Raw genomic sequence first — 10902 nt, 5'->3', positions numbered from 1 at the left:
GGCGCCCCGGGCCGGGGCGGGGGCCCCTGGTTGGGGGGGTGGGGGGGGGGGGGCCGGCGGGTTGCCCCCCCCCACCACCGGAAGGGGTGAACGCCCGTGACCTTCTCGGACGTCAGGCGTTGTGGGGCTCCGTACGCGGGTACGGCCGCCGGCTACCCGCGGCCGCCCGTCACTTGGGATACGGCCAGGCGTTCGGCCGACAGGTCGCCCCGTCGGTCGTCAGGAACTTGGTCTGCTGCATCATCACCGGCGCCAGCGCGCCCTGCCGGGAGCAGATCTCGTGGTTGTGCCCGAGCCGGTGGCCCACCTCGTGGTTGATGAGCATCTGCCGGTAGGCATGCATCCTGTCGTCGCCGAAGGTCTTCGCGCCCTGTGCCCACCGATAGGCGTTGATCATGACGCGCTCGGTGGAGGCGGAGTCGCAGGAGACGTTGTCCTGGGTGGTGTCCAGACCGGATTTCAGACACCACTTCGCGGTGGTGCCGGGGCTCGCCAGCGTGATCACGAAGTCGGCCCGGCCGGAGGAGACCCGGTCGAAGGAGCTGGCCCCGCCGTGGCCCCAACTACGGTTGTCATTCAGCGTCTTGTGCACGGCCTGCGCGAACAGCTCGCCGTCCAGCGGCAGGCCCTTCTCCACGTCCACGCGATAGCGCCACACCCGGCCCCGGCCGGTCCCCTTGTCCTGCCCGGCGACCGTCGTGAACGCCCCGGATCCGCTCAGCTTCGGGTCCAGCGGGAACTTCTGCGTCATCAGCGCGGCGTACGAAGTGGCCTTCGGGGCCGGGGTGGTCGGGGCGGGCCGCGCCGCCCGCTCGCCGTTCCCGTCGTCGTCGCCCGCGGCTTCGGTGCGCTCCGCGCCGCCCTGGGCGCGCGCGCTGTTGCCGCTGTCCTGCGGCCCGTTGGCCACCTGCCCGGCGACCACGACCGCCAGCACGGTGGTCACGGCCGCGGCGGCGACACCGGTGAACGTCCGCCCCTTGCCGCCCTTGGCCGCGCCGGCCGCCTCTTGGGTCTCGCCCTCACCGTCGTCGGCGTCGGCGTCCATGCCATCGGCGCCGTCCGCCCCGGCGCGGCGCGGCGCTCCCGGGGCGCCCGCGGCGAAGACGTCCTCGCCGTCGCAGTCGAGGGCTTCGGAGGTGTCGAACGCGTCGACGTACTCCTTGCGCGGGCCTGGCATCAGGCCGCCCACCGTCGCGTCCGGCGCAGGGCTCGCGGTCCGCGCCCCAAAAGACGCCCGCGCCCCGCCAGGCATACCGCCCGGACCACCGGGACCACCAGGGCCGCCGGGCACACCGCTCAAACCGCCGCGCCACACCGGACCGCCAGGACCGGTCTGACCACCGGGACGCGGCTGGCCGCCAGGCCGCCCCGGTCCGCCGAAACCACCGGGACCCGCCGGACCGCCAGGCCCCCCGGGCCCGCCCGGGACCATACGACCGCCCGGCCCGCCCGGACCGCCCACGGCGCCCCAACCGCCGCCCGGCTCACGGTGCTCCGGGTGCCCGCCCCTGGCCCGCGGCACACCGGGCCCCTGCGGACGCATCCGCGGCACACCCTGCGGCGGCGTCACACCAGGATCCACACCAGGCTCAGGACCAGCCCCAGGCCCCGGTCCCGGCACCATCCGCCGCCTGCGGCCGGTGCCCGGGCCTCCGGCCGGACCGGAGGGCGTGTACTCCACAAAGCCGGGACCGGCACCGGGGCCACGGCCGCCGCCGGGGGCGGAGCCTGGGCCCGCCTGCCCGGACCGGCGGTCGCGGTCCTCCTGGCTCTGGCTGCCACGTGCGCTGTGTTTACCCACGCGCCGCACCGCTCCCGTCCGTGCCGGGCACCGGGGCGGTCCGCATCCCCGGGTCACCCCGGCGGCCGCCGTCCTCCCGGCCCTCCCGGCCTGCTCTGCCTTCTCGGCCTGTCACGTCGTCGAGCAGTTCGCGCATCCCCTGCGCCACTGCCTCGGGATACTCCATCATCGCCACGTGCCCCGCGTCCACCAGCGTCAACAGCCGCGAGTCGCGGAAGGCCGCGCCGGCCCGCTGCGCCATTCGGTAGGACACCAGCTGGTCACGCATCCCGTACACCAGCAGCGTCGGCGCCAGCACCCGCTCGGCCTGCCGCCACATCGAGTGCCGGCCGCCGAGCGTGTACGAATCGACGAGGCCGCGCGCCGAGCGCGTCAGCGCGTCCCAGAAGTACGGGAGGGCGAGCTTCCGCTCGAACTCCTGCACCGCCAGTGCGAAGTTCTCGGGGCTGACCCGCGACGGGTTGCCATAGGTGAGGGCCATCGCCTCGCGGGTGCGCCGCTCCGCGTCCCAGTCCCGGGTCAGCCGGGTGAACAGCCGGGTGACGCCGGGGACCGCGAGCAGGCCGGTGGGGACCGCCGTCATTTGCGGGGGCAGCTCGGGCAGCGCGGGCGAGACGAGGGTGAGGGTGCGCACCAGGTCCGGCCGCAGCGCGGCGACGCGGGTGGAGACCGCGCCGCCCAGTGAATTGCCGACCAGGTGCACGGGGCCGCGCCCGCTCGCGTCGAGATAGCGGATCACGGCACGGGCGTGGCCCGGTATCGAGTAGTCGCCGTCGTCCGGCGGCGGGGAGTCACCGAAGCCGGGCAGGTCAAGGGCCTCTCCGTCCACTCGCTCGGCAAGCGGCTCCATCAGGAGGGACCAGTTCTGCGAGGAGCCGCCGAGCCCGTGCACATAAAGCGCGGGCGGCAGACCGTCCCGGATCGGCGGGCGGGACCGTACGGTGAGGGTGAGACCGGAGAGGCGCACCGTACGCAGCCGCTCCCCCGCTCCGACGCGAACGGGCCGGGCGGGCGGGACCGCGGAGAGGATGCGGGGAACCGGCTGCTCGGTCGAAGACATGCAGCAATGTTACGAGACGATCACACTCGGAGCCCTGTGTTCGCCCTCACAGGCCGCGTAGCGTCCGAAAGTGAGCTCTCCTAGGCTCGTAAATACAGGGACGATCACCGGGCCGGGGCGGGCGGGAGAAACGCCCGGACCCGGGCGCCTGAGGAACGCCTGAGGAAGGGGAGAAATGTCCGTCGACCCCAGCGACCCCGAGACCTTCGAGGAAGACGACGCCGCCGAATTCGCCGTGGAGGACGTCGAAGCACCGGAAGTGGACGCCGCGGAGCAGCACCACGACCTCCTGCCGAACCGGGACGAGCCCGTGAGCGCGGACACATTGTCGGAGGCGAACGAGGCGGACCGCGTGGAGCAGGCCCGGATCGTCGAGGTGGACGAGGACGACTACCTGTGAACTGCGCCATTTGTCAGCTTTATCGACTTTCCACGGAGTGCGGCCCGTGAAATTCTCCGTACGGACCGCGCGCCGCCCTGTTACCCAAAAGTACGATGGCGGGCGCGGTGCACACCGTGTACAGAACACTCATTGGGAGGCGGCGTGACAGCCATCGAGCAGACCGAGGCGCGCCCGCGGGGCACGCGCCTGCCGCGCCGAGCCCGACGGAATCAGCTCCTGGGAGCGGCCCAGGAGGTCTTCGTGGCACAGGGCTATCACGCGGCGGCCATGGACGATATCGCCGAGCGCGCCGGGGTCAGCAAGCCGGTGCTCTACCAGCACTTCCCCGGCAAGCTCGACCTCTATCTGGCTCTGCTGGACCAGCACTGCGAGGCACTGCTGCAGTCGGTGCGCACCGCGCTGGCGTCGACGACCGAGAACAAGCAGCGCGTCGCCGCCACCATGGACGCCTACTTCGCGTACGTCGAGAACGAGGGCGGCGCCTTCCGGCTGGTGTTCGAGTCGGACCTGACCAACGAGCCGGCCGTGCGCGAGCGCGTGGACCGGGTCTCGCTGCAGTGCGCCGAGGCGATCAGCGAGGTGATCGCCGAGGACACCGGCCTGCCGAAGGACGAGTCGATGCTGCTGGCGGTCGGCCTCGGCGGGGTCTCGCAGGTCGTCGCGCGCTACTGGCTCTCCAGCGAGAGCCAGGTGCCGCGCGATACGGCCGTGCAGCTGCTCACCTCGCTCGCCTGGCGGGGCATCGCGGGCTTCCCGCTGCACGGCGCCGACGGCGGCAACTGAGAGCCGCGCGCGGCGGCCGGGGCGGTGTGCGGGTGTCCGCCGCGCCCCCGGCGGCCGCGTGTTCGCTGCGGGCGTGCGCCCGTACGGCCCGTCCGGTCTCCGCACCGGGCTAATGTGTGCTGCGTACGGCGCGGCTGGCCGCGCACCCCAACTGACCGTCGGAGGGACAAAGCCGTGGAGGTCAAGATCGGCGTGCAGCACGCGCCCCGCGAGATCGTTTTGGAGAGCGGACAGTCTGCCGAGGAAGTCGAGCGCGCCGTGGCCGACGCGCTCGCCGGCAAGGCGCAGCTGCTGACCCTGGTGGACGACCACGGCCGCAAGGTCCTGGTCCCGTCCGACCGGCTCGCATACGTCGAGATCGGCGAGCCGGCCGCCCGCAAGGTCGGCTTCAGCGCGCTCTGAGCAGCGTCCGCGCCAACGGAACGCGGCGGGGCCCGGTGAGAACCCTCACCGGGCCCCGCCCCTTTTCAGGCGCGTGCGGAAGGCCGTCTTCAGGTTCGGTCGGCCGGGCAGGGTTGCCCGCCACCGGCCGGGGGTAGGACGGCTGCGACCGGGGCTCGGCACCGCCGTACCACGAGGCCTCGATCCCGATCCACGCACGGGAGGACGCACCATGATCTTGGAAGCGCTCGGCTCCGTACTGATCGGTCTCGCCATCGCCTACGGGGCGGGCCGCTGGCAGCCTCGAAGGTTCCATTCCCGACGGCTGCTGCTGTCCACCGGCCCCGGCGCCGCGCTTCTCGGCTCCCTGCTCGCCCACGCCGTGCTGGGCGCGGGACATGCGCCGACGGTGCTGATCGTCGCGCTCGGCGTCTCGGTGGCGCTGCTGTCGCTGCTGGTCCGCCCGGCCCGCAGGCTCCGCCGCTCCGCCACGGCCTGAGAGCCACCTGTCCGAGAGACACCGGGCTCAGAGCCACCGGCCTCAGAGCCACCCCCATACGCACCGCGGCCCGCACCCCTCCAGGGGCGCGGGCCGCGCGCTACCGCTCCGTCCGACGACTCAGAGCACCAGGCTCAGGACGCCAGGCTCAGGACGCCAGGCCCAGCGCCGCCATCCGCTTGGTGTGCGCCTCGGTGATCCGGGAGAACATCCGGCCGACCTCCGCCAGGTCGAAGCCGTCCGCGACCCCGCCCACCAGCATCGTGGACAGCGCGTCCCGCTCCGCGACCACGCGCTGCGCCTGCGACAGCGCCTCACCCATCAGCCGCCGCGCCCACAGCGCCAGCCGCCCGCCGACCCGCGGGTCGGCCTCGATGGCCGCCCGTACCTTCTCCACCGCGAACGAGGCGTGGCCGGTGTCGTCGAGCACACTCAGCACCAGCCCGCGGGTGTCCGAGTCCAGCCGGGCCGCCACCTCGCGGTAGAAGTCGCTGGCGATCGAGTCGCCGACGTAGGCCTTGACCAGGCCCTCCAGCCAGTCCGACGGCGCGGTCTGGCGATGGAACCCGTCCAGCGCCGCCGCGAACGGCTCCATGGCCGCCGTCGGCTGCTCGCCCACCTCCGCCAGCCGGTCTCTGAGCTGCTGGAAGTGGTGGAACTCGGCGGACGCCATCTTCGCCAGCTCCGCCTTGTCCTCCAGCGTGGGCGCCAGCTTGGCGTCCTCGGCCAGGCGCTCGAAGGCGGCCAGCTCGCCGTAGGCGAGGGCGCCGAGCAGGTCCACCACGGCGGCCCGGTACTGCGGGTGGGCGGCCGCCCGCGCCCAGTCCTGGGCGGCGATCCCAGTCCGCTCCCCGTCGGCGTGTCCCTCGGCGCGCTCCCCGTCGGCGGGGGCGTTCTCCGGTGTGTCAGACGTCTCCATGCTGCGCACAATAGCCCGCCCAGCGCCCCGTGGAAGGCCCTGGTCAGCCGGGACCGGCAACGGGGCGCATCCGGCATCCCGGTCACAGATGCGCGGTCTCGGGGTACAGTGCTAGAGGCACCCGTCGAGTATCGGCGGGTCGTTCCACGCATACGGATGCCCGGTCGGTGGCCCGATCGGCTCCAAACCGACCGCCCTCCGCGCGGCGCGCACGTAATCGTGCGCACGGCAGGAGGGACCCGCTCGCGGTATGAGCGCTCGAGCGAGGGCAGTGGTCCCGCGCCGGACCGGCCACCCCAAGGCCGGTTGTACTCGGGGCGCCGTGCGACCCCTTCGCCGCCTCACGCCGCGTCTCACAGAAGAGGCAAGCATCCTGACCACTTTCCGAGACCTCGGGATCCTCCCCGAGACGGCCGAGGCCCTTGAGGCCGTCGGCATCACGTCCCCGTTCCCCATCCAAGAGATGACGCTCCCCGTGGCCCTCTCGGGCTCCGACGTCATCGGACAGGCCAAGACCGGCACCGGCAAGACGCTGGGCTTCGGCCTCCCGCTGCTGGAGCGCGTCACCGTCCCCGCGGACGTCGAGGCGGGCCGGGCCAAGCCCGAGCTGCTGACCGACGCCCCGCAGGCGCTCGTGGTCGTCCCCACCCGCGAGCTCTGCCAGCAGGTCACCAACGACCTGCTCACCGCCGGCAAGGTCCGCGCCGTGCGCGTTGTGTCCATCTACGGCGGCCGTGCGTACGAACCGCAGGTCGAGGCCCTGAAGAAGGGCGTCGACGTGGTCGTCGGCACCCCCGGCCGGCTGCTCGACCTGGCGGGCCAGAAGAAGCTGCGGCTCTCCTCCGTCAAGAGCCTCGTCCTCGACGAGGCCGATGAGATGCTCGACCTGGGCTTCCTGCCCGACGTCGAGAAGATCATCCAGATGCTGCCCGCCAAGCGCCAGACGATGCTCTTCTCGGCGACCATGCCGGGCCAGGTCATCTCGCTGGCCCGGCGCTATATGTCGCAGCCCACCCACATCCGCGCCACCGCGCCGGACGACGAGGGCGCGACCGTCGCGAACATCACCCAGCATGTCTTCCGGGCCCACTCCCTGGACAAGCCGGAGGTCGTGGCGCGGGTGCTGCAGGCCGAGGGCCGCGGCCTCGTCATGATCTTCTGCCGTACGAAGCGGACCGCCGCCGACATCGCCGACCAGCTCTCCCACCGTGGCTTCGCCTCCGGCGCGGTGCACGGCGACCTCGGCCAGGGGGCGCGCGAGCAGGCGCTGCGCGCCTTCCGCAACGGCAAGGTCGATGTGCTGGTGGCCACCGACGTCGCCGCGCGCGGCATCGACGTCGAGGGCGTCACGCATGTGATCAACTACCAGTCCCCCGAGGACGAGAAGACGTATCTGCACCGCATCGGCCGCACCGGCCGCGCGGGCGCGTCGGGCACCGCCATCACCCTCGTCGACTGGGACGACATCCCGCGCTGGCAGCTGATCAACAAGGCGCTCGACCTGCCGTTCAACGAGCCGGAGGAGACCTACTCCACCTCCGAGCACCTGTACGAGCTGCTGAACATCCCGGAGGGCACCACCGGTGTCCTGCCGCGCGCCGAGCGCACCCGGGCGGGCCTGGACGCCGAGGAGATCGAAGACCTCGGCGAGACCGGCGCCCGCGGAGCCCGGTCCGCGCGCGGCGGCCGCCGCCCCTCGGCGGCGGCGCCTGCCGAGGAGCGCCCGGCCCGCACCCGCACGCCGCGCCAGCGGCGCCGGCTGCGCGGCGGCGTCGTGGTCGACGGGGTGACCGACGACTCGACGCAGGCGGCCGAGGCAGCCGTGGACACGGCGGAGGGCACAGCCGAGGCCCCGGCCCCGGAGGCCACCGCGGAGCCACGGCAGCCCCGCCGCCGTCGGCGCACCCGCGCGGGGGCCACGGCCAAGGCAGCCGACAGCGGCACCGACGCCGAGGCGGCGGTCACCACGGCCGAGGGCCCGACCACGGCCGTGACCGACCCCGCACAGCCCGAGGCGGAGCCTGAGGCCCCGGCCAAGCCGCGCCGCCGCCGCACCCGCGGCGCGGCAACCGCCAAGGCCACGGAAGCGACGGCAGCACCGGCACCGGCACCGGCACCGCAGGCCGAAACGGCCCCGGCCGAGGCCGGGGACGGCGAGGCCAAGCCGGTCCGCCGCCGTCGCCGCACCCGCTCGGCAGCGTCGAAGGCCGAGGCCACAGAGACAAGCTGACGCCACCCGCCCCACCGCCGAAGGGCCCGATCCGCTCCCCCGGACCGGGCCCTTCGGCGTCCCCGGAGCCCCCAACCGGGGCAACAGCCGTCCGGCCGCACCGGTCGATTCCCCCGACCGTCCTCCGATCGCGCTGTCCGGGACGCTTCCCGCGTCAGGAGACCGCGGACCCGCCGGAAGCGACACCGCACGCGGCACCGACACCACCGCGCCTGGGGGGCGGTACGGCGCCGACGCGCGGCGAGCCGAATGGCAGCGCCGACCCGGGCGGCGACGGGACGGCGTGCGGCACCGGCCACCAGCCACGGCCGGCCGCCGGGGGCAGCGGCCAATCGCAGCAGACACCGGCCCGGCCCCCGACGGCCACCGGCCGAAGCCGACCCGCCACCGACGCCGCGCGCCCCTTGGACACGAGTCCCGCCCCGCGCGCACGCGGGCGCCGAGGGCGCCGAGGACGCTGCTCAAGGAGCATGGCGGCCCGCGCACGCGAAGACGCGCGGGGCGCGGCGGACGTGGGGACGTGGCGGCACACGTCATGGCGGGTTGGCCGGGATTTTCCGTGTGCGCGCTAGCCTCGGCGCATGAGCAGGCCGCCGTTCATCACGCTGCCCGGGTGCGCCCGTGCGCACCGTCTTCGTACCGCCCGCGGGGAGTTCGCCGTACATGACGCGCGACCTGAGGGGGTGGTGCGGGGGACGGTGCTGCTGGTGCCCGGGTTCACCGGGAGCAAGGAGGACTTCATCGCGCTGCTGGAGCCGCTGGCCCGCGCCGGGTTCCGGGTGGTCGCGGTCGATGGGCGGGGGCAGCACGAGACCGGCGGGCCGCGGGACGAGGCGGCGTACGCGCAGCAGGAGCTGGCCCGGGACGTCCTGGCGCAGGCGGCCGCACTGCACGCCGCCGCCGACACCACCGCCGCCACCGCCCAAGGCTCCGCGCCGCTGCATGTGCTCGGGCATTCGCTCGGCGGGCTGGTCGTACGGACCGCCGTGATGATGGCCCCGGACGCCTTCGCCTCGCTGACGCTGATGTGCTCCGGCCCGGCCGCCATCTCCGAATCGCAGCAGGCCCGCACCAAGCTGCTGATCGACGCGCTGGCCGTGACCGATATGGAGACCGTCTGGCAGGCGATGCGCGAGCTCGACCCGCCGGAGGCGCCCGAGGAGACCACGCCGCCGGGCGTCGAGGACTTCCTCCACCAGCGCTGGCTGGGCACGGTTCCCGAGCAGCTGATCGCCACCGGGCGGCAGCTGAACAGCGAGCCGGACCGGGTCGCGGAGCTGGCCGGGGTGGCGCTGCCCAAGCATGTGCTGTCCGGGATCGTGGACTACGCCTGGCCGGTGCCGCTGATGGACGAGATGGCCGAACGGCTCGGCGCCCACCGCACCGTGATCCAGGGCGCGGGGCACTCTCCCAACGCGGAGCGACCGCTCCCCACCGCCGAGGCCCTGATCGACTTCTGGCGCGGTGTCGACGGCGACAGCTGACGCGTCAGTACTGGGCCTGCAGGTGCTCCCAGAAGCCGTCCCGCAGCGCCCGCCGAAGGTCGGCATGCGTACGCAGCGACAGCCGCAGCAGGGCCTCCGCGTCGATCAGCAGCTCCTGGTCGACCGAGCCCGGCAGGTAGGGGTGGCCGGGCAGCAGCTCGGCGAGTGATTCCCGGCCGCGCGAGGAGAGCCATCGCGCGGCGATCTGCGCCCCGACGAAGCGGACGTCGTCGCGGCTGGGGGCGGGCGCGCCCGGGCCCGGTTCGGCTCCGTACGGTTCGAATCCCGCGGGGCGGCGGGTGACGTACGGCTTGCAGAAGTCGAGGTCGAAGGTGCGCTGGCTGTCGACCTCCCACAGCAGCGGCTCGGCCTGATTGCGCCCCTCGACGGCCTCGATGCCCCAGAGGTGCACCCGCGCGCCGTACCCCTGGGCCGCCTCGACCGCGGAGACCAGGTCCTCGTCCCCGCCGATCAGCACCGCGTCGCCGATGGCGCGGTGCCGGGCGAGGGATTCCAGGTCGGAGCGGATGAGGGAGTCGACGCCCTTCTGCTGGTTGTTGGCGTTGAGGTTGCCGAGCCGGACCTTGACGTCGGGCAGCTCGGCGATGCTCTGCTGCTCGGAGGTGTGGATACGGCGCCGGGCGCCGTCGTACCAGTAGACGCGCAGCAGCCTGCTGTCCGGGAAGATCGTGCGGGCCTTGTCGATGAACGCCTCGATGAGCCCCTCGGCGTCGAGCTCGAAGCTTCTGCGGTCCTCGGTTCCTGCGACCAGTCGGCCGGCGGCCGCGTAGACATAGCCGGCGTCCACGAATATCGCGTGGGTGGACGGTGTGGTCGCGACCTCTGCGAGCACACGCTGCAGCAGCTCATTGGTGCGCTCGATACCTGCGACGACCGAGGCGAGGTCTGGTTGGCCCGGAGGCGTGACGTCACTCATACGCGCTTCATTCTCCGGGCCGACGCGCTCAGGACACAACCGGACCTGGTACGAGACGGTAATTAGGCTCCCGAAAATTTTCTTTAGCGTAGGGAATGTTTTCCATGGCACCCTCTGTTGAACCGTACGGAAGCTCGCGGCACTGGCGCCGCGCGCATCCGTCTCACACCACAGTTCTCCTCAGGAGGATCAGACGAAGGGAGAAGCCATGCGCTTCGAGATCATGCGCCTCGACGATGTCGACGGGACCGCCGTGGACAGCACCGTTGTAGACGCCGCCTCCGTCAACCGGATCGTGCAGCAGGCCGCCGCAATCGGTCAGCGCATCTACATCCGCCCCGCCGAAAGCTCAGCCCGGTAACGCCCCGTTGTAGTACGTAGCAGTAGCTCGCAGTACGCAGCTTC

The 10902-nt window shown here is 73.1% G+C and carries 11 protein-coding genes; 7 read left to right on the top strand and 4 right to left on the bottom strand.

The features are described 5' to 3' along the window. Nucleotides 1-169: 169 nt before the first annotated feature. Both ACFV2X_RS26025 and ACFV2X_RS26020 read right to left on the bottom strand, forming a co-directional pair. Nucleotides 170-1177, bottom strand: coding sequence for a DUF3152 domain-containing protein (locus ACFV2X_RS26025; protein WP_385620588.1), 1008 nt, complete (start codon nt 1175-1177; stop codon nt 170-172). A gap of 616 nt (nt 1178-1793) precedes the next feature. Continuing rightward, nucleotides 1794-2861, bottom strand: a complete 1068-nt coding sequence (locus ACFV2X_RS26020; protein ID WP_385620586.1) for an alpha/beta fold hydrolase — start codon at nt 2859-2861, stop codon at nt 1794-1796. 175 nt (nt 2862-3036) lie between these two features. On the opposite strand from ACFV2X_RS26020, the gene ACFV2X_RS26015 reads away from it, so the two are divergent. From ACFV2X_RS26015 to ACFV2X_RS26000, 4 genes are all read left to right on the top strand, one after another. Next, on the top strand, nt 3037-3261 hold the full coding sequence (locus ACFV2X_RS26015) for a hypothetical protein (RefSeq protein WP_385620583.1): 225 nt from the start codon (nt 3037-3039) through the stop codon (nt 3259-3261). Nucleotides 3262-3405: 144 nt separating this feature from the next. Beyond that, on the top strand, nt 3406-4047 hold the full coding sequence (locus tag ACFV2X_RS26010) for a TetR/AcrR family transcriptional regulator (protein WP_089504966.1): 642 nt from the start codon (nt 3406-3408) through the stop codon (nt 4045-4047). A 174-nt stretch (nt 4048-4221) separates the two neighbouring features. After that, nucleotides 4222-4449, top strand: coding sequence for a DUF3107 domain-containing protein (locus ACFV2X_RS26005; RefSeq protein WP_014176655.1), 228 nt, complete (start codon nt 4222-4224; stop codon nt 4447-4449). Between the two features lie 211 nt (nt 4450-4660). After that, on the top strand, nt 4661-4927 hold the full coding sequence (locus ACFV2X_RS26000) for a hypothetical protein (protein WP_385620579.1): 267 nt from the start codon (nt 4661-4663) through the stop codon (nt 4925-4927). A gap of 148 nt (nt 4928-5075) precedes the next feature. Here the strand turns inward: ACFV2X_RS26000 and ACFV2X_RS25995 are convergent, their stop codons facing one another. Continuing rightward, nucleotides 5076-5846 carry a ferritin-like fold-containing protein gene (locus ACFV2X_RS25995; RefSeq protein ID WP_385620577.1) on the bottom strand — a complete coding sequence of 257 codons (771 nt, stop codon included), beginning with the start codon at nt 5844-5846 and terminating at the stop codon, nt 5076-5078. A 463-nt stretch (nt 5847-6309) separates the two neighbouring features. Here ACFV2X_RS25995 and ACFV2X_RS25990 point away from each other — a divergent pair, with 463 nt between their 5' ends. Continuing rightward, nucleotides 6310-8076, top strand: coding sequence for a DEAD/DEAH box helicase (locus tag ACFV2X_RS25990; protein WP_385620575.1), 1767 nt, complete (start codon nt 6310-6312; stop codon nt 8074-8076). Nucleotides 8077-8657: 581 nt separating this feature from the next. Further along, the gene (locus tag ACFV2X_RS25985; protein ID WP_385620572.1) at nt 8658-9560 is read left to right on the top strand and encodes an alpha/beta fold hydrolase; all 903 of its coding nucleotides are present in this window, start codon (nt 8658-8660) and stop codon (nt 9558-9560) included. A gap of 4 nt (nt 9561-9564) precedes the next feature. On the opposite strand, the gene ACFV2X_RS25980 is transcribed toward ACFV2X_RS25985, so the two are convergent. Beyond that, nucleotides 9565-10497: an NYN domain-containing protein gene (locus ACFV2X_RS25980; protein WP_385620570.1), complete on the bottom strand. Its 933-nt coding sequence runs from the start codon at nt 10495-10497 to the stop codon at nt 9565-9567. Nucleotides 10498-10705: 208 nt separating this feature from the next. On the opposite strand from ACFV2X_RS25980, the gene ACFV2X_RS25975 reads away from it, so the two are divergent. After that, a complete protein-coding gene (locus tag ACFV2X_RS25975; protein ID WP_014176661.1) occupies nt 10706-10858 on the top strand; it encodes a hypothetical protein in 153 nt (50 codons plus the stop codon). Nucleotides 10859-10902: the final 44 nt, after the last annotated feature.

Source organism: Streptomyces sp. NPDC059679, assembly GCF_042734105.1.
Taxonomy (GTDB): Bacteria; Actinomycetota; Actinomycetes; order Streptomycetales; family Streptomycetaceae; genus Streptomyces.
This window is presented reverse-complemented; position numbering and strand designations above follow the sequence as displayed.